The sequence below is a fragment of the Legionella pelazae genome (genome assembly GCF_052527395.1).
In genome coordinates, this window is record NZ_JBNVZS010000005.1 from 20,548 (window position 1) to 43,203 (window position 22,656).

Sequence of the window (22,656 nt, forward strand, 5' to 3'; positions counted from 1 at the left end):
CTATTGCTCGTATTTTTTAAAAAACATGGCAAAATTGAGCCATCCTCTTCTTGGCGAGGTATTAAGATTAAATGACGCAAATTAAGACTTTTCAAGATATTATTTTGACCTTACAAAATTATTGGGCTAAACAAGGTTGTGTTATTTTACAACCACTAGACATGGAAGTAGGCGCCGGTACTTTTCACCCAGCGACTTTTTTACGTGCCATTGGGCCTGAACCTTGGGCTGCGGCTTACGTTCAACCATCACGTAGGCCAACAGATGGTCGTTATGGTGAAAATCCTAATCGGGTTCAGCATTATTATCAATTTCAAGTTATTTTGAAGCCTTCACCATTAGATATTCAAGAAAAGTATTTAGATTCGTTACAGGCTCTTGGTGTTGACCCACTAGTTGATGATATCCGCTTTGTAGAAGATAATTGGGAGTCACCTACCCTAGGCGCATGGGGGCTTGGTTGGGAAGTGTGGCAAAATGGTATGGAGGTATCGCAGTTTACCTACTTTCAGCAGATAGGTGGCTTGTCATGTAAGCCAATAACAGGTGAATTAACGTATGGCTTAGAGCGCTTAGCCATGTTTATCTTAGGCGTTGATAATTTGTTTGAATTACCTTGGAGTATTACGGAACAAGGTATCATTACTTATGGGGACGTTTTTCATCAGAATGAAGTTGAAATGTCAGCCTATAATTTTGAACATGCAAATATTGATATTCTCTTTCAGCACTTCGATGCCTATGAAAAAGAAGCGGAAAAATTAATTGATCTTAAATTGCCTCTACCAGCGTATGAAATGGTAATTAAAGCCTCGCATGCGTTTAACCTTCTAGACGCAAGGCGTGCTATTTCAGTAACAGAAAGACAACGCTACATCTTAAGAGTAAGACAGCTCTCAAGGGCGGTTGCCCAAATTTATTATAATGCGCGTGAAGCGTTAAATTTTCCTATGTTAAAGGTGAATGATGGTCAATGATTTTCTATTTGAATTAGGTTGTGAAGAGCTTCCTTCAGGTGCTGTTTCATCGCTTAGCGAAGCTTTAATTAACAATATAACAGCAGCTTTAAACAAACTTCAGCTTGATTTTAATACAATCACGGCCTTCGCAGCGCCGCGTCGTTTAGCAATCTTAATTACAGACTTAATCAATGAACAGCCAACACAACGAGTCATAAAAAGAGGGCCAGCTAAAGCTGCAGCGTATAATGCTCAAAATGAGCCGACGCCTGCGCTTCTAGGGTTTGCAAAGTCTTGTGGCGTTAATATTGCAGCATTAAGCATAAGTAAGACGGATAAAGGGGAGTGGGTTATTTATGAATCTGAAGTAACAGGCGCTAAAACAAGTACATTATTGCCCCCCCTTATTAAAGAAGCATTAACCAATCTTCCTATTGTAAAACCTATGCGCTGGGGTCATGGTGATGATGAGTTTGCCCGTCCTATACATTGGGCTGTTATGCTATTAGGTAAAGATATCTTACCTTGTCAAATTTTAGGCGTGCAAACTGGACGCCATACTTATGGTCATCGTTTCCATGCGCCCCAAGCAATTCCTATTGATAATCCTCGTCATTATGAGGCACTTCTCCAAGATGCCTATGTCATTGCTGATTTTACTAAACGACGAGAAAGTATTCTTAAGCAAATTGAGGAAAAAGCTAAAGAGTGTAATGCAGAAGCAGTAGTCACGGAGGATTTAATTTATGAAGTCACATCCATTGTTGAATGGCCAGAGGTTTTAGTTGCCCATTTTGATAAAGAATTCTTATCTGTCCCTGCCGAAACTTTAATTGCTGCTATGCAAACACATCAAAAATGTTTTGCGCTTAAGGATAAGAAAGGCCAGTTGCAAGCTCGCTTTTTAACAGTAGCGAACATTCGGAGTACGTGTCCTGCTCAAGTCATTGCTGGTAATGAAAAAGTAATGCGGGCGCGGCTCAGTGACGCAGCATTCTTTTTTGCACAAGATAAAAAGCAACCGTTAAGTCATCACATTGCGGCAACCGCTAAAGTTATATTTCAAGCAAAACTAGGAACCCTACTAGATAAAGCAACTCGTATTCAAGTCATCATGGCTGACTTAGTTGAAAAGCTACATTTAAATAAGCAAAATGCTCTACGTGCAGCTGAGCTAAGTAAATGTGATCTGATGACGGGAATGGTCGGCGAGTTTCCTGAATTACAAGGTTTAATGGGTTATTATTATGCTTTAAATGATGGTGAAGATAAAGAAGTTGCTTTAGCGATATATGAGCAATATCTACCACGCTTTGCCAATGATATCCTACCTGAATCTGTTCTGGGGCTTAGTTTATCGCTTGCGGATCGTCTAGATACATTAGTCGGTATCTTTGCCATTGGTCAGCGTCCAACGGGTGTCAAAGATCCTTTCAAGCTACGTCGTCATGCACTAGCAGTAGTGAGATTATTAATTGCAAGTCCTTACTCATTAAGCTTATCGGCGCTAATTAGTAACGCAATTGCCGCTTATGGTAAGCAATTTGATAAAGCCCAAGCTTTTTTTGCTGAATTAAAACCCTTTATCCTTGAACGTCAGCAATCTTATTATCTAGGACAAGGCATCGCTAGCGATTTTGTACAAGCTGTTCGAGCTAGGCAAGATGATCATTTAGACGATTTTGATAAGCGAATTAAAGCACTTGCATTTTTTGCACGCCTACCAGAAGCTTCTAGCTTATCAGCGGCCTGTAAACGTGTTAATAATTTACTACAGCAAGAAGAGACAGTGAACTATCAGCTTTGCTTAGTTGATGAGAACCTATTACAAGAAGAAGCAGAGAAAGCGCTTTTCTTAAAACTTAAGGATATAAAACAAGAGATTGATTTCTTATACAAAAAACGAGACTATGTGGCTATCCTTACTCTATTAGCTTCGCTACGGCCTGTTGTTGATGCATTTTTTGAAAATGTGATGGTTATGATCGATAATATGAGTACGAGAAAAAATCGTTTAATTTTATTATCGAATTTACAAGCTATGTTACAAGGAGTTGCTGATATATCGCAGTTACAATTTATCTAGGGATCCTTAGAAAGAAGGTCAAGATGTCAGTAAGCAATAAAATTGTGTTATTAGATCGCGATGGCATCATCAACTATGATTCATTACACTATATTAAATCACCTGATGAGTTTATTCCTATAACAGAAAATATCGCAGCAGTTGCTCGTTTGACTGCTGCCGGTTATCGAATTGGTATAGCAACCAATCAATCTGGTATTGCTCGTGGGCTTTATACTGAAAATGATTTAGTTAAAATTCATACCAAAATGCTTAATACTATTGAAAGGGTGGGTGGAAGAATTGATGCAGTTGAATATTGCCCACATTTACCTGAAGCAGGTTGCAAGTGTCGTAAACCTATGCCAGGTATGCTGTATGCACTAGCAAGGAAACTAGGTTGTTTGGATTTAAAAAATATTCCCTTTGTAGGTGATAGAGTATCGGATATTCAAGCAGCCCAAGCTGTTGGTGCGCAACCTATTATGATTTTATCTTCTATGACTGATAGAATAGCCTTATTAAATTACCTTGATGTTCCCATTTTTAATTCGCTTGCTGAATGGGTAGATTCCTTAATGGCTAAAGCATGTGTAGTGAATTAGCTATAGGTTATGAAGGCAAGGAACAAAAAAAAGAAGCTACTTTATTAGCTAACAAGTTAAATCTGCCACTCAATAATAAAGCTCATAAAAAACTAATATTAACGTCTGAGAAATTAGTGCTCCATATTGAGCCATTTTTGCCTTTGTATTGTACCTTTGCACGTCATTTTTGGCAAAAAAGGTATCAAGAGGGTAAAAATCAAGGATTAATTCGGGCGTGTAAACCTAAGCAAGGTATGCGTATTATTGATACAACTGCAGGATGGGGAAAAGATGCTGCCATTTTAGCAAGTTTTGGTTCGGAGGTATTAATGTTAGAGCGAAATCCCATTATGGGCGCTTTACTTAGCGACGCCTTAAGCCGCCAAAAAGAGGAGTCAAGCCCTCTTAAACTCCATTTAATTGAGCAAGATGCAATCAATTACTTAACGAATTTAGAGAGTCCACATTATCCAGATTTAATTTATATTGATCCAATGCATCCATCACGTCAGAAGGCTGCTTTAGTTAAAAAAGAATTACAAGTATTACAGCAATTAATTAAACCTGATATTGATGCCTTAGACTTATTACAAATAGCTAAAGAGCGATGCTTGCAAAAAGTAGTTGTCAAGTGGCCTAAACGAGTATTGCCTTTATTAGAGCCTTCAGCAAGTATTCATGAAAAAACGGTTCGCTTTGACATTTACCTTCCTTCAATAGTAAAAAGTTGAAAAATTTGGTAAATTAAGAAGAAATTAGCTCCGTAAGTCGTCATACTTAAAATAATCTACAATTAATTATTATTGTTTTTTTAAAAGCAGATTGTTTATTGTTTTTCTCAAAATGGAAGAAAATTATTTTTCTTTAGTAGGGTGGGAGAACATAAATTATGATTTTATTAGAAAAAATGACTCTACTTCGTAAAGTAGATATTTTTAGAAATGTAAACGATGAGTTATTGATTGAACTTGCTGGCCGAGTGACAGAAGAATATGCAAAAGCAGGTACATCCATTATTAAGAAGGGCGAGTTAGGAGATGGGCTTTACATTATTGTTTCGGGTAAAGTAAATGTCCAAAATGAAAATAGAGTGCTGGCCACCCTAGGCGATAAGGAAATTTTTGGTGAGCTAGCCGTGTTATCACCTGAACCACGTACTGAATCAGTAATAGCAGCGGAAAACTGTCTATTATTAAAGCTGAAGCGGTATCACTTATTTGAGTATATGGATATAAATTTAACAATAAGTATAATTGATGCGCTATGTCAGCGTATCCGTGCAATGGCTAATCAAATCGATAAATTATCGAAAAAAAATAATCAAATTGCTTAATTCTTAATTATAAATTAATGATAAGATGTTATACTTAATCTTATTAATAGGTTTAGTGTAGTAGGTGGATTATGCCTAAAGTGGGACAGAAAATTAAAAGAGGTGTGAAAACAGCTGGAAGAGGTGTGATAAAAGGTGTGAAAGCAGTGTATGGTGCAACGCCCCGAATTAGGCACACTACAAGGTACTTAGACGTCTTTAGTCCTGAACAAAAAGCTAAATCACTACGCGAATATAGTGGAAGCTATAATGAAATAGATGGCACTCTAAAAGTTACAGATTTAATACAAAACTATAAAAAAGAGCGATTAAAAGACTTAAAAGAAGTTAAAGGCCCAGATGGCAAACCAATGAGTGAAAAGTTAGCCTCTTCTGACCCCATTCTTCAACGATTAGAACATGAATTAGAGTTAACAGAGGCTACAAATACAGCACTAGAAAAATTTAAAAAAACAGTCGCTGAGTTTAACAAAGTGTCACATAACCCAGCTGAAGTGGCTAGTGAAATACAAAAATTTCGTAGCCAACTAGTACAAGAGATTAAAAACCAGCATGAGGAAGAAAAAAATAAACTTAATGATTTACTAGCTGACACCACGTTTGTGAATAGTTTAGCAAATAAAATGGGTGCTTCAGGCGGCCAGGTTGAAAAGCTTAAAAGTGACATGCAAACTGCTCTTAAAGATTCTCAAGAAAAGGAGTTGAAGAAAATTGAGGATGCTCTAAAAGACCAGGTTAAAAAATTGCATGACGCAGCAGATTTTGAACAGAGACGTATTTCCACTTTAGCTTCTTTTTACAATAGTCCTCATGCTAAGAAAATGCGAGCTGACATTGATAAATTATATGAAAAAAATTATAAAGAAGATCAAGGAGCTACCATATCTTATGGCGTTTCCGGTTTAACTACGTTTAAGGGGATAAACTTTAAGGATATCGAGCACCTTCAAACAGTTGCAGGCCGAGATGTAACGCATGATGAAAAAGGAGGATTTTCTATCCAATTTCCTAGAATAGGCTTTGCTTATTATCATTCTGGTCATGACTATGTTCTGTATGATTTAACCAGTATCGCTCAAATGGTGAGGGCATCCGGGGCGGATAAGATTACTTTAAGCGTTAATTATGAGAATAATAATGATTATGCTATGGAGTTAGGGCGTAAAGCCTATGAAGCTGCTTTGTTAGCAGGCTTTGATCCAAATACGGAAAAGGAAAAAAATATTGCTATTATGGTAAACAATAAGCTAGTTAAGGTAGAGGAGCTTTTTGAGAAATACCCGGCAAGAAGAGAATTAATGGAACGGAAAGCCTCTAACCTGAAAAAAGAGCAGGAGTCTCTTATCAAAAATCCAGTTCAAGCGCAAAGAGACTTAAAAGATGCCCTGCAGGAAACTAAAAATACTAGTAATACGTCAGCAGATAATCAGCTAACACAGCCAGCGCATCAGTCAGCGCTTCCATAATATCATATTTATTTGAGCTTTTCCTAGTATATCTTTACTAACCCCTTAGATTATGGGTTATTAAGTTTAATGACTCTTTCAAATATTAATAATTAGTGGGTAATACAATTATCTTAGTTTGAAGTCAGTTTAAACTTATTACGCCTAAGAAATAAAGCTGTGATTTGCTTTAAAATTCTGTTATTTTTGGGTATTGGGCCCAACTCAAGCATGGAATCAACTAACCCAGCAAAGGAGAGGTGCGATGAATAATCGGCGTTTTAATGATTTTGAGACAGGGGTTGATGAACTCATTGAAGTTCAAGAGAACACGGAAGTTAATTTAAGTAAAAAATTAGAGCGTCGACGTCGTATTGAAGACTTATTTGAAGAAAAGCGATTAAGAGAAGAGCTAAGTGAATTTGATATGCTTTAATTTGAGTGCAGTCAAAGTAAAGCATACGATGTTTATAATGCAAAATTAGAATTCTTTTTACAGCAGGGCTTTGTTTTATAAAATAAGAGAAAATAAGTCTGTATAAAAATTTCTATCTTGTTGTACTATCCTATCCTTTGTCGTTCCCGCGCAGGCGGGAACCCATCCTGCAAGAAGTAACAAACGTGGTTCAGAAATGGATTCCCGCCTGCGCGGGAATGACAAGGATGAAATCGAGATAAGCCGAGAATGATCAGAATGGCGCAAGAATGACAGAAGTCATAATAATCTCATTAGGCGTTCAGCTCTCTATTAAGCTTAACTTACCAGGCTGGAATAGCCGCATCACCGAATAGTGTTTTTGCTTTTTCTTTGACTTCATTTGAATTAAGTGCTTTTACAAATTGCTCTAACTGCGCCTTTTTCTTACTGTCGCTACGAATAACAATTAAATTAGCATAAGGTGAATCTTTATTTTCGATAAATAAAGCATCACGCGAAGGACTTAGACCAGCAGGAATTGCAAAAGTTGTATTAATTACAGCAGCGTCTACATCTGATAGCACCCGAGGAAGCTGAGCTGCATCTAACTCTTTAATTTGTAACTGTTTAGGATTTGTTGCCACATCATCTAAAGAAGCTGTTGTTGTTTTCTTTAAAGTAATTAATTTTGCATTTTGTAATAATAAAAGCGCGCGTGCTTCATTGCTAGGATCATTAGGAATAGCGATAGTAGCTTTATTTGGCAAGTCACTAAGTGATTTGTATTTTTTAGAATAAATACCCGTTGGATAAATAAAAGTTTTACCAATCACTTCAAATTTATAACCATGCGCCTGCATTGCTGCTTGTAGATAAGGCAGGTGTTGATAAACATTAGCGTCTAAGCTACCATCTTGTAAGGCTTCATTAGGCAAATTGTAATCATTAAACTCAACTATTTTAATGGTTAAGCCATAATTTTTTAAGGCGACATCACGAGCGACTTCCACTAAATCAGTTTCAGGGCCTGCAATGGTGCCAATAACCAAGGTATTAGGAGATGGCTTGTTACAAGCCACAAGACTCAATATAAGCAATAATAAAGCAACAATACGCACGAAATTCTCCTCTTAATGAAACGTTTAGATAAACTATGTATGTAAATATCGTCTTGCGAGGCGATCACCGCCGACTTGAATTAATTGCACAATAAGTACTAATATGAGCACAGTAGCAACCATGATGAATACATTAAATCGCTGATAACCGTAGCGAATCGCTAAATCACCTAAACCGCCGCCCCCGACTGTTCCTGCCATAGCAGAGTAGTTAACTAAAGTAATAGCCGTGACTGTGACTGATTGAATAAGAGCTGGTAAGGCCTCTGGTAACAGAATAAGTCGAATCATCTGCCAAGTAGTCGCTCCCATGGAAAAACCTGTCTCAATTAAACCGGCAGGTAGATTATGATAAACATTATCAACTAAACGTGCGAAAAAAGGTGTTGCGCCTAGTGTTAATGGAACAATAGCTGCATTAATGCCAATAGACGTGCCTACTAAAAAACGTGTAACAGGAATTAAGGCAACTAATAGGATAATAAAGGGAATAGAACGGCTAAAATTAATTAACCCTGAAATAAAGCGATTTAGCATAGGATGAGGCTTTATTCTAGTACTACTAAAAAGTAAAGTGCCAAGCGGTAGTCCTAAAATGATGGCAAACAGGGTACTTAAAAAGACCATATAAAGTGTTTGCCCGCTAGCAAGTATTAAATCATAAAATAACGTCAGCGACATACCCTAAAATCTCCACAGTTAAATTCGCCTGCTTACAGCGTGCAATAAAATTATTTAATAAAGACCTATCTGCGTATAACTCTACAATTAAAACGCCACAGGTGATGGTATCAATACGGTCAATATTAGCAAGCAAGATATTAATATCGATATTAAGCTCTCGGCTTGTTTGGCTAATAAAGGGTACTGTTGCTGCCTCACCTTGAAAAAATAAACGTAACACTGGTTTATCAGTTGGCTCCGTTAGTAAATGGCTTACAAGTGATGGAGGTAATTCTGGGCTTAATTGTGCATAAAGCATATTACGTGCTTGGCTGTTAGTTTCGTTAAAAATATTACTTAATGCAACCACTTCAATAATTTGACCATTCTCCATAACAGCTAAACGATGACAAATTTGTTTTACCACCTCCATTTCATGAGTAATTAGGACAATAGTAATGCCATATACTTGATTAATTTTTTTTAATAATTGCAATATTGATTCAGTTGTTTTGGGATCAAGTGCTGAGGTTGCTTCATCACATAACAAAATAGCGGGCGAGGAGCTCAGTGCTCGTGCTATTGCTACCCGTTGCTTTTGACCACCACTAAGCTCGGCAGGATAAGCATCTCTTTTTTCATGAAGTTCAACTAAAGGTAAGAGCTCTTCTATCTTTTCTCTAATTGTATTTTCATCATAACCTTGAATACGCATGGGTAGCGCAATATTTTCATAAACAGTTTTCGAGTTTAATAAATTAAATTGTTGAAAAATCATTGCCATTTTATGGCGAGCAAGGCGCAATTCTTTTTGATTTAAATTAGAAATGACTTGATTATTGACAGTCACCTCACCTGAATCAGGTCTTTCTAACAAATTAATCGTGCGTAAAAGGGTGGATTTTCCAGCACCACTTTTGCCAATAATACCAAATATCTCGCCCTCTTGAATAAATAGATTAATATCCTTTAAGGCACTAACATGGGCAAACGATTTATTTAAACCAGTTAATTCAATCATCTTAATTACCTAACAGGTAGTTGGTTTTACTAATTAATGGTGAATAATAGCGCGGAAGCTAAGGAAGGAAAAACCTGCTTTAGCCGAATTTACAAGAAAATTAATCTTGAGCGCCCGCAAGCTAAGTATTCAAATCAGCGCATTCCATATCATACAATAAATATGCATTAAAAAAAACCAACAAGAGTAAGATTTCTTAATCTTTATGCTTGTAGAAATTATCTCTTATTCCTTTTATTTTAAGACTGCTTTTTTAAATAATAACGCCCAGTTAATTTATAAGTTCTTGATAAATCGTAAAAATAATTTAAATCTCATTGACAAGATTAGTTTATTTTGGCAGGCTAGCTTTTTTTGTAAGGAGATGTGGAAATGAAAAAATTAGTACTTGCTACTACGATAGGTTTAGCCTTATCGGTTGTTCATGCTGCTGAACTAGAAAAATTTGATCAAATAAGTAAGGCTGTAAGTGGAGGTAAGCAGTTAACTTATGTACTAAATCTTAACGAGTGCCAATCTAATTTGCCGGTTCAAGATATTGTTACTTCTGTTAAACCAAGCGCTTTTATGGTTATTAGTAATCAGCGAGTGACGGCTGCCTATCAGCATTTTACTTTAAATCAACCTGGCGCTGTAGGCTTGCCAATTTTTACTAACGCTAAATACGATATCACTGCTGATGGTAAAGCTAATATTAAAATAACGCTTATGAAAGCGACAGACTATAGCCGTATCCAAGAATATAGTCTGCAATGTGAACTAGGCCAAGGCTTAACAGTATTTGATAATAATCCTAGTGCCTAAGTACGGCTCCTATACCTACGTGCCGCGACTTGTTCGCGGCATTCAGTGATCTTAGTCAGTTGCAAATATCTTTTAAAGAATCATTCTTCTAATTCAGGCCTATTTTTAAAATAATTAAGCGCCTCTGGATTTGCTAAGGATTGAACATTATTAATCTCTTGGCCATGAACGACTTGCCGTACAGCAACTTCAACGATTTTTCCGCTCATTGTACGAGGAATATCTGGAACTTGTAAGATTTTAGCAGGTACGTGGCGAGGAGATGCATTTTTTCTTATTGTAAGTTTAATTAAATCCTCTAATGCTTTATCTAACTGTAAACCTTCTCTTAGCTTAACAAAAAGAATAATCCGGATATCATCTTGCCAATTTTGACCAATAACGACACTATCAACGACTTGCGGAATTTTCTCAACTTGGCGGTAGATTTCTGCTGTGCCTATTCTGACACCGCCCGGATTTAAGATAGCATCAGAGCGACCATAGATAATTAAGCCATTGTGTTTGGTAATCTCTGCAAAGTCGCCGTGCGCCCAAACATTATCATAACGTTCAAAATAAGCATGACGATAAGCTTTCTTATCGCTATCGTTCCAGAAATAAATTGGCATGGATGGGAAAGGCCGAGTACAGACTAGTTCACCTTGCTTTTCTCGAACAGGATTTCCTTGTTCATCAAAAACATTAACCGCCATGCCTAAACCAAAGCATTGTAATTCGCCTTTATAAATAGGAAGAATTGGATTTCCAAGTGCAAAGCAGGAGACAATATCTGTTCCGCCTGAGATGGAGCTAAGTTGCACATCAGGTTTTACATCCTGATAAACAAAATCGTAATTTTTAGGTAATAAAGGCGAGCCTGTTGAAAGAATAGCACGTAGGGATTCTAATTTATAACGACTATTAGGTTTTGCCAAGGCTTTATCGACAGCTAAAATAAACTTTGCACTAGTACCAAAAACGGTAATTTTTTCTTCTTCAATTAATTGAAAAAGCCGATAAGCGTCGGGATAAGTAGGTGAGCCGTCATAAAGCGTTAAAGTCGCGCCCAGCGCTAAAACAGAGACCATCCAGTTCCACATCATCCAACCACAGGTGGTATAAAAAAATAAATTATCGTTTGCGGTAATATCTGTATGTAAGCCTAATTCTTTAATATGCTGCAATAAGGTTCCGCCGGCGCCATGAACAATACATTTAGGTTTTCCAGTTGTTCCTGAGGAAAATAAAATATAAAGAGGGTGGGCGAAGGGTAAATAGTGAAAGTCACAATCCTTTGCTGGTTTAATAAATTTTTTCCACAAACAGGCTTTGGGAATAGTTGGCTCATTATTTAAATTTAAATTTGAACAAATGACGATTATTTGTATAGAAGGGATTGCTGCGCCTATTTCTTTAATTTTATCAAAATCAAGATGCTCTTTACCTGAATATTGATGGCCATTACAAGTAAAGAATAATTTAGGTTCAATCTGACTAAAGCGGTCAATGGCTGCTTGAGCACCGAAATCAGGTGAACACGAAGACCAAATAGCGCCAAGCGAAGTTGTTGCTAGCATAGCAATGATTGTTTCAGCAATATTCGGCATCATGGCTGCAACACGATCGCCTTCTTTAATGCCTGCTTGTCTTAAACCTTCTGCACACATAGCAACTTGCTGATAAAGCTCAACATAAGTTAATACATGGCGTTTACCATTTTCTTTAATACTGATAATAGCCGGATGAGCATCACGTCTTTTTAGTAATTTTTCAGCAAAATTAAACGTTGCACCATTAAACCAAGTGGCATCAAGCATATGCCCTTGATAATTTAATATACTGTGTGGTTCGGTTTTAAAATCAATTGCAAAAAAACCACATAAGAGCTCCCAAAAACGAGCACTATTATCAATAGACCATTGATGGAGCGCTTGATAATCGGTAAAGGAAGTATGTTCCTTTTGGGCAACAAATTGCATAAATTGCCACATTTGTGATTTTTCAGGATGTTTAGGCCGCCAAACTATGCTCATAGTTAATCCCTGCTTTATTAAAATTTAAACTATAGCGCCACCCGCTAAGCTTTATACTTCGTTGCAAGCTTGGCCACTTGCGCCTTGTCTAAAATTTAGTGGGCGACGACTACAACATTTATAATGAAGTTTACACACATGGCCGATACTTAAAAGAGTTACTTGTATCTTTTCTATATTTATTCTGTCATTTATCAGTGAGGATATTACATTAATCGTCTAAGTTATTTTTTTACTTAAGGGTTGTTGCTGCGTGATGCAATGAATTCCTCCGCCACCAGCAAATATATCTAAAGCTTCAATTTGCCTAATTCGGTAATTAGAAAAACAGCCTTGGATAATATCATAGGCAGCTTGATCATATTTTTTGTAACCAAAGGCAGGCATTACAATACCTTGATTAGCTAAGTAGAAGTTAATGTAAGATAGGGTTAAGCGCTCACCCGCTAGATAAGTAGCGGGTGGCTGCTCAATCGTGATAATTTCTAAGGGGCGTCCTGCTGCATCAGTTGTGGATTTTAAAATTTCATAATTTTCCTGTAAACGCTCGTAATTTTCATCTTGTTTATTAGAGGTAATTAAACACAACACTTTAGCTGGAGCGGTAAAACAAGCAATCTCATCAATATGGCCATCTGTCTCGTCCCCAATAATCCCTTTATTTAGCCAGATAACTTTATTAGTACCTAAGTAGTTATGTAAATAATTTTCAATTTCTGTTTGTGATAGGGTTGGATTTCGATTAGGATTTAGTAGGCACTCTCTTGTGGTAAGGACAGTGCCTTCACCATCAACATGAAATGAGCCACCTTCCATAACAATGGGGGCTTTAAAATATTTAGCATGTGTAGCTTCAATAATGGCAGTAGCAATTTGATTGTCTAACGCATAATCAGCATAATTACCACCCCAGGCATTGTGAATCCAATCAACCCCGGCTAATTCGCCTTCTTTATTTAAGAGGAAAGTAGCACCTGTATCACGTGTCCACGAGTCGTTTAAAGCAAGTATATGAATTGTAATATTATTGCCACTTAAGAGTTCTTTTGCACTTGTTTCATCATTAGGGTCAACTAACATAATAACAGGTTCAAACTCAGCAATGGCCTTTGCTATACGACTATAAGCAAGCCTTGCTTTATCAAGACCAATGTTAGCCCATGTTTCTAGATGACAGGGCCAAGCCATCCAGCAAGCCGTATGCGGATGCCATTCAGGTGGCATTTTGAAACCTAATTGTTTGGGAGTAAGCATATTTATCCTTTATAACTTAATTTAGGAATTCATTACCAATTAATCTAGACGCCGAATTTTATTACCATTAAGGTAAGTAAATTGAGAAAAGATGCTTCGTAGTTCATCTAAATACCCTTGCATAGTTTCTTGCGATAATTCTGAATTAATAAGTTGTTTTTCATAAGAGAGCAATAATTTTTTTGTATCATAATGAGCATAATTTAAAACATTCGTAACGGTATCACCACTTACCAAATCATTAATTTCAAACTGGCCATCATCTTTTAAATTAACATCAAGAGAATTTGTATCACCAAATAGATTATGTAAATTGCCAAGAATTTCTTGATAGGCGCCTACAAGAAAGAAAGCAATTGCATAAGGTTTATCAGGGTTAAAGGGAGGGAGCATAAGGGTTGTCTCAACTCTTGATTGACCTGGATAATACTTGATTGTGCCATCAGAATCACAGGTTAGATCTTGTAAAATACTGGGTATTTTTTCCTTGTTGTTTAACTGAGAAATAGGTGTAACTGGAAAAATTTGATCAATTGCCCAGGCATCCGGTAAAGATTGAAAAAAGGAGAGATTGCAAAAAATTTTAGCCGCTAATCGTTCATTAATAACATCCATTAATTCAGAATCACCAGGTGTTTTTTCATCAAGCCTACGTTGTATTTCACAACAAATCGCCGTAAAGAGTTGCTCAACTTTCGCTTTTTCTTCTAAAGTAATTACGCCATGCTTAAACATAGAGTGGGCCTCTTCTAAGGAGTGAAGAGCATAATGATATATTTCTCGTGGTGCATGATCATAAATAGATTGATAAGTATCCCAAATATCACGAATAACATGGGATTCATCTGGGCCAATTTCGGGAAGCTCATGTGTCTTTTTAATAACTTCTGAATCCGTAATGTTGGTGACTAAGACGGCATGATGCGCTGTTAAGGCTCGACCTGACTCTGAAATTAAGTTAGGCTCAGGTATACTTGCTTCCTCGCAAACATGCCGAATTGCTAAAATAATATTTGTCGCATACTCATTTAAACTGTAGTTCATTGAGCAATCAGTACTAGTTCGCGTCCCTTCATAATCAATTCCCAGCCCGCCGCCTACATCGATTGTTTGAATCGGTGCCTGAAGACGTCTTAACTCAACATAATATCGAGCCACTTCTTGCATACAAAAACGGATGTCATGAATGTTGGCAACTTGCGAACCTAAATGACAGTGCATTAATTTTAAACAATCAAGGGCGTTGCCTTCTTTAAGGCTTAAGACTAAATCTAGTATCTGTTCTGCATTTAATCCAAATTTTGATTTGATCCCGCCAGTGTTTTCCCATTTCCCAGCACTCTTGGTTACTAAACGAATACGTACACCTAAGGTAGGTCTTACATTTAAACGTGCAGATTCTTTAAGAATAATATCTAATTCTGAACGCTTCTCAATAACAATGAATACCTGATGACCCATTTGTTGGGCAATTAAAGCCGTGCGTACATAAGAACTATCTTTATACCCATTACAAATAATTGTTGAAGTTTGTTTGCCTAACATACCAATCACTGCCATAAGCTCTGGTTTGCTACCGGCTTCAAGGCCAATGGTATGAGCAGGCGCTTTTAATAATTCTCGTACAACACATTGTTCTTGATTAACCTTAATTGGATAAACTAATTGATAACTACCTTGATAATTATTATCTGTTATCACTTGTTTAAAAGCTTCATAGATTTTTAAAACTCTGTCATGAAGAATGTCAGTAAAACGGATAAGCAGCGGTAATTGTAATCCAGCGTAATTGGCTGCTTTAACAATTGTTTGCAATTCAATGCCAGGGACATTAGGATTCTTATGAATCTCAATATTGCCTTGTTGGTTAACAGAAAAATAACCATCTCCCCAATGCGCAATGTTATAAGCATTAGATTCAATTGAAGTCGTCATTAAGTATCCCTGCCTAAATTTTTAGTAATTCTTGGTAAGTGTGAGGTTGGCGCTGGCTCGCAAAAGGAAATAACCTACTCCAAAGTGCTCGTACATTAAAATCTAATTCAGTGACTAATACGGCTGGCTCATGACGTGGGGCTTGCACTAAAATTTCACCTAATGGATTACTAATAAAGCTGCTGCCATAGAATTCTAGTCCATCTTCCTCACCTATACGATTAACGGCTACCATAAAACAATTTGCCATAATACCTTGTGCCACTATAACCTTTTGCCACATAGGTTGGCTATCGAATCCAGGTGCTGTGGGTTCAGCACCAATCGCTGTAGGATAGACTAAAATTTCTGCACCTTTTAAACCATAAATACGTGATAACTCAGGAAACCATTGATCATAACAAGTGGGTAATCCAAAAGCGTGTCCGGCAAGCTTATGAATAGGATAATTGGAGTCGCCTGGCTTAAAATAATGATCTTCATGATATTTTTCGCCACAGGGAATATGTTGCTTACGCGTAATTGCAGCAATTTGTCCTTGTTGATTAAAAGCGACAGCCGTGTTGAATCCGCCTTTTTCAAAAAGAGAAGCGGTAATTACCACATTGGCTAGTTTTGCCATGTTGCCAACGAACTGCGCTGTTGGCCCTGTATAAACATCTTCCATAAAGGGTCCACAGTTAATATTTGGTTGAGTACAGAAATAAGGTGAGAGCGTTAATTCTTGCAGACAAACTACTCGAGCACCTTGTTTTACCGCAGCCATAATTCCTGCTGCTAACTTCTCTTGATGGATTTGTGGGTTAGAATACCAGCGCTCTTGGACTAAACCGATAACTAATTTATTACTCATAGATGTTTATTTTCTCGTGTAAGTTAATTCAAAAAATTGTTTTTAGAAAATTATCCATTTTTATGCCATACAAAAGCTTAATCTTCCTTTTAACCCTTCATTGGATCTTGCAAAATAGGTTCCCGCCTGCGCAGGAACGACAAACATTTTTCATGTCATTCCTGCTTCTTCTCTTCATGCCGCTCCTTCCTTCATTCAGTTCCTGTCATTTTCCCCCTGTCTTTGTCATTCCCGCGTAGGCGGGAATCCATTTCTTTAACTCCGCTGGATTTCGCAGACAAACTGGGAACATAGACGTGGAAGAAAAATCGTCTATTTTAAACTTCGCCATTTTAGAGCTGATTTGCTAAAAGTGCATTAGCTACTTTAGACTGATTTTTGCGATTGAGTGCTTTACAAATCATATCGCCAGCGGCAACAACTTTGAAAATATCTATACCTGTATCAATTCCTAGACCATGCATTAAATAAAGTACATCCTCTGTGGCCACATTGCCTGTGGCGCCTCTTGCATAAGGACATCCCCCTAAGCCTGCTACAGAACTATCAAAGCGATGAATACCACAATCTAGAGAAGCATTAATATTAGCAATAGCTTGCCCGTAAGTATCATGAAAATGCATAGCTAATTGGGAGTTAGGTAAAAAATCAAGTAAGGTATTAATAACTGCTTTGGTCTGTTTAGGTGTACCGACTCCAATTGTATCACCAAGACAGATTTCCTGCGCTCCAAGTTTAAGCAATTGCAAAGCTACTTCAGCAACTCGAGCAGGTTTAATTTCTCCTTCATAAGGACAGCCTAATGCACAAGAAATATAGGCTCGAACAAATATATTATTCGCTTTGGCAAGATCAAATACCGGCTTAAAACGATCAATACTTTCAGTGAGCGTGCAATTAATATTACGCAGGTTGAAGGTTTCACTAGCAGCTGTAAAAACCGCTACTTCTTTGACGCCTAAACTAAGTGCTTTATGCATCCCACGTTCGTTAGGAACAAGCGTAGAAAAATGAACCCCATTAGGTTTATTAATTGAGTTAAAAACAATTTCACTATCAACAAATTGTGGAATAGCTTTTGCTGAGACAAAACTAGTTGCTTCAATATACTGCAACCCAGTTTGACTTAATTGATTTATCAAAGCAATTTTAGTTTCTGTTGTAACAAACGATAGTTCATTTTGTAATCCATCGCGTGGACCTACTTCAACGATTGTGACTTGTTGAGGATAGCTCATGTTTATTTCCTAATTACTATCGGCAATAGTCAGTAATTCTGCTCCTTCACTAACTTGTGAGCCTACTTCATAAAATAACTCAGAGACAATACCATCTTTGGGTGCTTGGATGGTATGTTCCATTTTCATTGCTTCAAGTACTATTAATTGCTCGCCTTTCTTAATTATATCGCCCTGTTTTTTTAAAATAGCAACAACTGTTGCTGACATCGGCGCCGTTAAATGATTTGTTTGCTGACTTTGATTACTTGTTTGTTCCCAACTAAAGCGTTCAAAATAAATAGGACCTTCTTTTAAATAGATAATTAAATATGCATCAGTGCTCTCAACCCAAGCCCACTGTCTTTTTTCGTTGTATTCAATAAAGAGTTGATTATCTCTTAATTTAAAAATAAGACTAATGGGGCTTTCATTATTTAGCTCAATTAAAAATGATTCTTGGTTAATTGGTTTGATGAGTGCTTCAATTTGCTGCCCTTCTAATAAATAATGCCAACGCCAATAGCTGGTTAAATGCATTTGCCAAGCAAAATTTTGCTGCCATAAGGCATCTTGTTTCTGATTAACTAGCATTGCATAATCAAAGCAGGCGGCCATTAATGTTCCTAAGTAATTATCTGGCTTGCTAAGTTTAACTGTCTCTTCAGTTAAAAAATTAGTATTAATGTCGCCAGCAATAAATTTAGGATGTTTACAAATAGCTTGCAAGAAAGGGATATTAGACTTAACACCACCAATTGCAAAATGGTCTAAAGCGTATTGAGTACGTGATAGTGCCTGGTTGCGATCGTCACCCCAAACAATTAATTTAGCAATCATAGGATCATAGAATTGACTAATTGTTGATTGGTTATTAACACCGCTATCAATGCGTATGCCTTCACCAACAGGCTCTTTTAAAAAATGCAGTTGTCCAATGGATGGAATAAAGTTCTCATAAGGATCTTCTGCATAGATACGGCATTCAATAGCATGGCCTTTGGCCACGATATCTTCTTGTTTACAGGGTAAGGGTTCATTAGCAGCAACTTTTAGTTGCCAGGCAACTAAATCGATACCGGTAATCATCTCTGTAACTGGGTGTTCAACCTGTAATCTCGTATTCATTTCCATAAAATAGAAATGTTCATTGTTATCAACGAGAAATTCAACAGTTCCCGCACCACGATATTGAATTGACTTTGCAACCTGACAGGCCGCAGAAGCTAATTTCTGGCGTAGCGCTTGACTTAAGTTTAAAGCAGGTGCTTCTTCAATAATTTTTTGATGGCGGCGTTGAATTGAGCAGTCTCTTTCAAAGAGGTGAATAACTTGGCCGTGATTGTCAGCGATGATTTGGATTTCAATATGACGAGGATTAACAATTAATTTTTCAATAATAATCGTATCATTGGCAAAGCTTGCTTGTGATTCGCGTCTTGCTCCTGCTAAGGCATGTGCAAATTCATTTTCTTTATAAACAGCACGCATACCTTTTCCACCACCACCGTTTGCCGCTTTAAGTAAAACAGGAAAACCAATTTTTTTTGCCTCATTTAATAAAACATCATCATTTTGCTCATGACCATGATAACCTGGTGTAAGAGGAACATCTGTTTTTTCAAGTAATTGTTTTGCTAGTTGTTTAGAACCCATTGCGTCAATCGCTTCAATGGAAGGCCCAATAAACACAATATTAGCGTTTGCACAGGCTTTCGCAAACGAAGAATTTTCAGATAAAAAACCATAGCCTGGGTGAATTGCTTCTGCTTTACTTGCAACGCAAGCTTTAATGATGGCATCAATGTTTAAATAACTATTCTTAGCAATAGCCTCACCAATACAATAAGCTTCATCAGCTTGCGCGACATGAGGGCTATTTCTGTCAATAGCTGAATAAACAGCAGCAGTCATAATCCCCATCTTTTTGGCTGTTTTAATAATGCGGCAAGCAATCTCACCACGATTTGCTATTAGAATTTTTTTAAACATGAAAATCCTAAGTATTTTAATTAAATTAAATAAATTTCTCTGCCACGACCTTTATATATTAATTGCTAATTAGCTCCATTGCGGCTGCTCTTTTTTAAGGAAAGCCTGTAAGCCTTTCTGACCTTCGGTTGATACTCTTTTTTTAGCAATTAACACAGCCGTTTCATGCACAAGCTCATCGGTAACAGGTTTATTGCATACGTTGTTAATTAGCGTCTTACAATCTGCTACTGCTTGCGGAGCAAGTTCAGCAATTTGTCTTGCATAAGTAAGTGCAAAATTAGCAAGTGCACTACTTTTAACACAAAATTGAATTAAGTTAAGTTGCTTTGCTTGCTCAGCATCAAAAGGTTGTGCGCTCATAAATAACCACTTTGTAGCACGCTCGCCAATCGCTTTGACAACATAAGGACTTATAACAGCTGGAATCAGACCTAATTTAACTTCTGGAAAACAAAATTTAGCTTCTGTGGAGGCAATGGCAATATCACAGGCGGCCACTAATCCTGCGCCTCCCCCAAAAGCACCGCCTTGAACGGCAGCAATAGTTGGTTTTGGACACTGATAAAGTGTTTTCATGACTTGGGCTAAAATGAGAGCATCAACTAAATTTTCCTCTTCATTAAATTGAGCCATGCGTTGCATCCAGCTTAAATCAGCGCCGGCTGAGAAGTGGGGACCATTTGCTTTTAAAAGGATAACTCTCACTTGAGGATTGCCAATGGCTTCATTTAGTTTTTCTTGAAATTGGCTTAAGAGTTTATCGTCAAAAGCATTATGCTTGTTGATACGATTTAAAGTAAGGATAAAAACCTTATCTTGTAATTCCGTTAGTAATTCACTCATATTTAGTTCCTTACATTCTAAAAACACCAAAGCGCGTGGGTTTAATCGGTGCATTTAAAGCGGCTGATAAACTTAAACCTAAAATTCTACGCGTATCTTCTGGTGCAATTACTCCATCATCCCACAACCTTGCACTAGCATGGTAGGGGTTCCCTTGCTTTTCATATTGATTACGTAATTTTTCTTTGAAAGCTTCTTCTTCCTCCTCAGACCAGAGTGTGCCTGCTTTCTTATGTTTATCTCGGCTAATTTGAGCTAAAACATTAGCAGCTTGCTCGCCGCCCATAACTGAAATGCGCGCATTAGGCCAAGACCATAAGAAACGCGGATCATAAGCACGGCCGCACATTGCATAATTTCCTGCACCATAGCTTCCGCCTAAAATGACGGTAAATTTTGGTACATTAGCATTAGCAACAGCAGTTACCATTTTAGCACCATGTTTAGCAATACCTGAGGCCTCATATTTACTGCCAACCATAAATCCCGTAATATTTTGGAGAAAAAGAAGTGGAATTTGGCGCTGTACGCATAGCTCAATAAAGTGAGTTCCTTTTAACGCGCTCTCTCCAAAAAGAATACCATTATTAGCAATAATGCCAATCGGATAACCAAATAAATGAGCGAAACCACAAACTAAGGTGCTACCAAATAAGGCTTTAAACTCATCAAATTCAGAACCATCAACAAGACGAGCAATGACCTCACGCACGTCAAAAGGTTTGCGCGGGTCAGCGGGAATAATGCCATTTAATTCTTTAGGGTCATAAAGAGGCTCTCGGCTTGCTATACGGGTTAACCACTCTGGCTTCTTACGATTTAAATGTTTAATCGTAGTGCGTGCTAAATGCAAAGCGTGGGCTTCATCTTCTGCATAATGATCGGCGACCCCTGATTGACGACAGTGAATGTCAGCACCACCTAGCTCTTCTGCACTAATCACTTCGCCTGTAGCCGCCTTCACTAGCGGTGGGCCTCCTAAGAAAATGGTCGCTTGCTCACGAACCATAATCGATTCATCAGCCATAGCTGGTACATAAGCGCCACCTGCAGTACAAGATCCCATAACAACTGCAATCTGCGGAATATTATTTGCAGATAAATTAGCTTGGTTAAAAAAAATACGACCAAAATGCTCTTTATCTGGAAAAACTTCATCTTGCATGGGTAGATAAGCGCCACCTGAATCAACTAAGTAAATACAAGGTAGGTGGTTGGCTTTTGCAATTTCTTGAGCACGTAGGTGTTTTTTTACAGTTAGAGGATAGTAAGTGCCCCCTTTAACAGTTGCATCATTAATGACTATGATACATTCTGTGTTCATAACTTGACCGATACCTGTAATTAAACCGGCAGCTGGAATATTGTCTTCATAAACTTGATAAGCAGCTAATTGTGATAGTTCAAGAAAGGGACTGCCGGGATCTAATAAACGCTGTAATCGTTCTCGCGGCAGTAGCTTTCCATGCTTTAAGTGTCGTTGTCTGGCTTTTTCATCACCGCCTTGGGCAATGTCTTTTATAATTGTTTGCAGTGTTGCCACTAAATCATTCATGACAGCAGCATTTTGTTTAAATTCATTGCTTGTGGGATTAATTTGACTGATAAGCTTGGGCATAAGAGTTCTCAATGAATAAAAATATTACTAAGCATAAGGACTAACCAAAGCAACCAGGTTAGCTCAATAAAATAAGGCATTTTTCTTACTGTTATTAATCGGTAAAGCAAAGCAAGTATGCCTACAATAACAACAGGAATTAAAACCAAAAAAATAACTTTGCTAACAACAATATCTAAGGAAGTCGGCTTAAAGAATAAAAATAATCTGCCATATAAATAGGTGTAGAAAATATCAGTATAAACAATAAAGGTATGGATATAGCGAGTAAAAAGGACACCGATGATACTTAATACTAAATAAATTAAACTTTGTTTAAGCATTACATTCTCAAGTTATTATTTAATTGCAACAGATTAGGGTCTGCAATTCATTTTAAAAATGTCTAAAATGCCTATCTTCCCCGGCTTGTCCGCGGAATCTAGGATTTCATGGCGCGGACAAGCCGCGCCACGTAGGGCTTATACAGCAATTATCAACAGACCCTAAAGAATGCAGCGTCTATTTAATCAA

At 37.4% G+C, this 22,656-nt stretch carries 20 protein-coding genes; 8 read left to right on the top strand and 12 right to left on the bottom strand.

The window, feature by feature from the left end; genetic code table 11:
- Positions 1-71: 71 nt before the first annotated feature.
- The 7 genes from glyQ (at position 72) to ACQUW5_RS07065 (ending at position 6,825) form a co-directional block, all read left to right on the top strand.
- Complete coding sequence (gene glyQ / locus ACQUW5_RS07035) at positions 72-977, top strand: glycine--tRNA ligase subunit alpha (RefSeq protein ID WP_444990520.1); 906 nt, start codon at positions 72-74, stop codon at positions 975-977.
- On the top strand, positions 967-3,045 hold the full coding sequence (glyS, locus tag ACQUW5_RS07040) for a glycine--tRNA ligase subunit beta (protein WP_444990667.1): 2,079 nt from the start codon (positions 967-969) through the stop codon (positions 3,043-3,045). The genes glyQ and glyS overlap by 11 nt, the downstream gene beginning before the upstream one ends.
- A 23-nt stretch (positions 3,046-3,068) precedes the next feature.
- Entirely contained in the window at positions 3,069-3,629 is a 561-nt protein-coding gene (gene gmhB, locus ACQUW5_RS07045; protein WP_444990521.1) for a D-glycero-beta-D-manno-heptose 1,7-bisphosphate 7-phosphatase, read from the top strand.
- Entirely contained in the window at positions 3,614-4,342 is a 729-nt protein-coding gene (locus ACQUW5_RS07050; protein WP_444990522.1) for a class I SAM-dependent methyltransferase, read from the top strand. The genes gmhB and ACQUW5_RS07050 overlap by 16 nt, the downstream gene beginning before the upstream one ends.
- Before the next feature lie 158 nt (positions 4,343-4,500).
- Positions 4,501-4,944: a cyclic nucleotide-binding domain-containing protein gene (locus ACQUW5_RS07055; RefSeq protein WP_444990523.1), complete on the top strand. Its 444-nt coding sequence runs from the start codon at positions 4,501-4,503 to the stop codon at positions 4,942-4,944.
- 71 nt (positions 4,945-5,015) lie between these two features.
- Positions 5,016-6,410, top strand: coding sequence for a hypothetical protein (locus tag ACQUW5_RS07060; RefSeq protein WP_444990524.1), 1,395 nt, complete (start codon positions 5,016-5,018; stop codon positions 6,408-6,410).
- A gap of 244 nt (positions 6,411-6,654) precedes the next feature.
- Positions 6,655-6,825, top strand: a complete 171-nt coding sequence (locus tag ACQUW5_RS07065) for a PA3496 family putative envelope integrity protein (RefSeq protein WP_444990525.1) — start codon at positions 6,655-6,657, stop codon at positions 6,823-6,825.
- Positions 6,826-7,148: 323 nt separating this feature from the next.
- On the opposite strand, the gene ACQUW5_RS07070 is transcribed toward ACQUW5_RS07065, so the two are convergent.
- Genes ACQUW5_RS07070 through ACQUW5_RS07080 form a run of 3 tightly spaced genes read right to left on the bottom strand, consistent with a single transcriptional unit; the run spans position 7,149 to position 9,609 of the window.
- Entirely contained in the window at positions 7,149-7,925 is a 777-nt protein-coding gene (locus tag ACQUW5_RS07070) for a MetQ/NlpA family ABC transporter substrate-binding protein (protein WP_444990526.1), read from the bottom strand.
- Between the two features lie 33 nt (positions 7,926-7,958).
- Positions 7,959-8,606 (bottom strand): methionine ABC transporter permease, encoded by a 648-nt coding sequence (locus tag ACQUW5_RS07075; RefSeq protein ID WP_444990527.1) that lies wholly within the window; start codon positions 8,604-8,606, stop codon positions 7,959-7,961.
- The gene (locus ACQUW5_RS07080; protein ID WP_444990528.1) at positions 8,584-9,609 is read right to left on the bottom strand and encodes a methionine ABC transporter ATP-binding protein; all 1,026 of its coding nucleotides are present in this window, start codon (positions 9,607-9,609) and stop codon (positions 8,584-8,586) included. Before ACQUW5_RS07080 ends, ACQUW5_RS07075 begins: the two co-directional genes overlap by 23 nt.
- A gap of 372 nt (positions 9,610-9,981) precedes the next feature.
- Between ACQUW5_RS07080 and ACQUW5_RS07085 the strand changes: the two genes are divergently transcribed.
- Complete coding sequence (locus tag ACQUW5_RS07085) at positions 9,982-10,413, top strand: VirK family protein (RefSeq protein ID WP_444990529.1); 432 nt, start codon at positions 9,982-9,984, stop codon at positions 10,411-10,413.
- 80 nt (positions 10,414-10,493) lie between these two features.
- Here the strand turns inward: ACQUW5_RS07085 and ACQUW5_RS07090 are convergent, their stop codons facing one another.
- From ACQUW5_RS07090 to ACQUW5_RS07130, 9 genes are all read right to left on the bottom strand, one after another.
- Positions 10,494-12,428 carry an acetoacetate--CoA ligase gene (locus ACQUW5_RS07090; protein WP_444990530.1) on the bottom strand — a complete coding sequence of 645 codons (1,935 nt, stop codon included), beginning with the start codon at positions 12,426-12,428 and terminating at the stop codon, positions 10,494-10,496.
- Between the two features lie 219 nt (positions 12,429-12,647).
- The gene (locus tag ACQUW5_RS07095; RefSeq protein ID WP_444990668.1) at positions 12,648-13,688 is read right to left on the bottom strand and encodes an agmatine deiminase family protein; all 1,041 of its coding nucleotides are present in this window, start codon (positions 13,686-13,688) and stop codon (positions 12,648-12,650) included.
- 33 nt (positions 13,689-13,721) lie between these two features.
- A complete protein-coding gene (gene speA / locus ACQUW5_RS07100) occupies positions 13,722-15,617 on the bottom strand; it encodes a biosynthetic arginine decarboxylase (RefSeq protein WP_444990531.1) in 1,896 nt (631 codons plus the stop codon).
- Between the two features lie 13 nt (positions 15,618-15,630).
- On the bottom strand, positions 15,631-16,470 hold the full coding sequence (locus ACQUW5_RS07105) for a nitrilase-related carbon-nitrogen hydrolase (protein ID WP_444990532.1): 840 nt from the start codon (positions 16,468-16,470) through the stop codon (positions 15,631-15,633).
- A 332-nt stretch (positions 16,471-16,802) separates the two neighbouring features.
- Complete coding sequence (locus ACQUW5_RS07110; protein WP_444990533.1) at positions 16,803-17,708, bottom strand: hydroxymethylglutaryl-CoA lyase; 906 nt, start codon at positions 17,706-17,708, stop codon at positions 16,803-16,805.
- 9 nt (positions 17,709-17,717) lie between these two features.
- Positions 17,718-19,679: an acetyl/propionyl/methylcrotonyl-CoA carboxylase subunit alpha gene (locus tag ACQUW5_RS07115; protein ID WP_444990534.1), complete on the bottom strand. Its 1,962-nt coding sequence runs from the start codon at positions 19,677-19,679 to the stop codon at positions 17,718-17,720.
- Positions 19,680-19,748: 69 nt separating this feature from the next.
- Entirely contained in the window at positions 19,749-20,525 is a 777-nt protein-coding gene (locus tag ACQUW5_RS07120) for an enoyl-CoA hydratase-related protein (RefSeq protein WP_444990535.1), read from the bottom strand.
- Between the two features lie 10 nt (positions 20,526-20,535).
- Positions 20,536-22,143 carry a carboxyl transferase domain-containing protein gene (locus tag ACQUW5_RS07125; protein WP_444990536.1) on the bottom strand — a complete coding sequence of 536 codons (1,608 nt, stop codon included), beginning with the start codon at positions 22,141-22,143 and terminating at the stop codon, positions 20,536-20,538.
- An 8-nt stretch (positions 22,144-22,151) separates the two neighbouring features.
- Complete coding sequence (locus ACQUW5_RS07130; protein ID WP_444990537.1) at positions 22,152-22,466, bottom strand: hypothetical protein; 315 nt, start codon at positions 22,464-22,466, stop codon at positions 22,152-22,154.
- Positions 22,467-22,656: the final 190 nt, after the last annotated feature.

Excerpts from the sequence above, each read along its gene's own strand:
- glyQ (WP_444990520.1), top strand. The coding sequence starts at position 72 with ATGACGCAAATTAAGACTTTTCAAGATATTATTTTGACCTTACAAAAT.
- glyS (WP_444990667.1), top strand. The coding sequence starts at position 967 with ATGGTCAATGATTTTCTATTTGAATTAGGTTGTGAAGAGCTTCCTTCA.
- gmhB (WP_444990521.1), top strand. The coding sequence starts at position 3,069 with ATGTCAGTAAGCAATAAAATTGTGTTATTAGATCGCGATGGCATCATC.
- ACQUW5_RS07050 (WP_444990522.1), top strand. The coding sequence starts at position 3,614 with ATGTGTAGTGAATTAGCTATAGGTTATGAAGGCAAGGAACAAAAAAAA.
- ACQUW5_RS07055 (WP_444990523.1), top strand. The coding sequence starts at position 4,501 with ATGATTTTATTAGAAAAAATGACTCTACTTCGTAAAGTAGATATTTTT.
- ACQUW5_RS07060 (WP_444990524.1), top strand. The coding sequence starts at position 5,016 with ATGCCTAAAGTGGGACAGAAAATTAAAAGAGGTGTGAAAACAGCTGGA.
- ACQUW5_RS07065 (WP_444990525.1), top strand. The coding sequence starts at position 6,655 with ATGAATAATCGGCGTTTTAATGATTTTGAGACAGGGGTTGATGAACTC.
- ACQUW5_RS07075 (WP_444990527.1), bottom strand. The coding sequence starts at position 8,606 with ATGTCGCTGACGTTATTTTATGATTTAATACTTGCTAGCGGGCAAACA.
- ACQUW5_RS07080 (WP_444990528.1), bottom strand. The coding sequence starts at position 9,609 with ATGATTGAATTAACTGGTTTAAATAAATCGTTTGCCCATGTTAGTGCC.
- ACQUW5_RS07085 (WP_444990529.1), top strand. The coding sequence starts at position 9,982 with ATGAAAAAATTAGTACTTGCTACTACGATAGGTTTAGCCTTATCGGTT.
- ACQUW5_RS07090 (WP_444990530.1), bottom strand. The coding sequence starts at position 12,428 with ATGAGCATAGTTTGGCGGCCTAAACATCCTGAAAAATCACAAATGTGG.
- speA (WP_444990531.1), bottom strand. The coding sequence starts at position 15,617 with ATGACGACTTCAATTGAATCTAATGCTTATAACATTGCGCATTGGGGA.
- ACQUW5_RS07105 (WP_444990532.1), bottom strand. The coding sequence starts at position 16,470 with ATGAGTAATAAATTAGTTATCGGTTTAGTCCAAGAGCGCTGGTATTCT.
- ACQUW5_RS07110 (WP_444990533.1), bottom strand. The coding sequence starts at position 17,708 with ATGAGCTATCCTCAACAAGTCACAATCGTTGAAGTAGGTCCACGCGAT.
- ACQUW5_RS07115 (WP_444990534.1), bottom strand. The coding sequence starts at position 19,679 with ATGTTTAAAAAAATTCTAATAGCAAATCGTGGTGAGATTGCTTGCCGC.
- ACQUW5_RS07120 (WP_444990535.1), bottom strand. The coding sequence starts at position 20,525 with ATGAGTGAATTACTAACGGAATTACAAGATAAGGTTTTTATCCTTACT.
- ACQUW5_RS07125 (WP_444990536.1), bottom strand. The coding sequence starts at position 22,143 with ATGCCCAAGCTTATCAGTCAAATTAATCCCACAAGCAATGAATTTAAA.
- ACQUW5_RS07130 (WP_444990537.1), bottom strand. The coding sequence starts at position 22,466 with ATGCTTAAACAAAGTTTAATTTATTTAGTATTAAGTATCATCGGTGTC.